This is a genomic window from Tritonibacter sp. SIMBA_163, from assembly GCF_046535935.1.
GTDB classification, from domain to species: domain Bacteria; phylum Pseudomonadota; class Alphaproteobacteria; order Rhodobacterales; family Rhodobacteraceae; genus Epibacterium; species Epibacterium scottomollicae.
Genome location: NZ_JAWJBP010000663.1, coordinates 1 through 262, shown reverse-complemented (window position 1 = coordinate 262; position 262 = coordinate 1). Strand labels below are relative to the sequence as shown.

Here is a 262-nt window from a genome sequence, read left to right as displayed (position 1 = left end):
ATTCGTACTTGTTGTCTTTTGAGCGCAAGATGGTAACAACCATGCTGTCTCCAATGCTCATTGACGTTCCTTCAGGATGATTTGTTTTGACCAACTTTGCGCTGTAAGTGCAGCTATCGATCCAGTTGATGGAATATTCATCGATGAAATCTTCGCCTGATTTTTGGCTGTATTCCTTTTGAGTTGTTTCGGTTCTTAGAATGCGCACCTTGCTTTTTTCACTAAATGAAAACTCACCGGTTTTGAACTTTGAACAATTTAC

Annotated in this window: 1 protein-coding gene; it reads right to left on the bottom strand. The window is 39.7% G+C overall.

Annotation, left to right across the window (positions count from 1 at the left end):
* On the bottom strand, nucleotides 1-262 hold a 262-nt coding region (locus R0J92_RS23960), incomplete at both ends, for a hypothetical protein (RefSeq protein ID WP_411053517.1).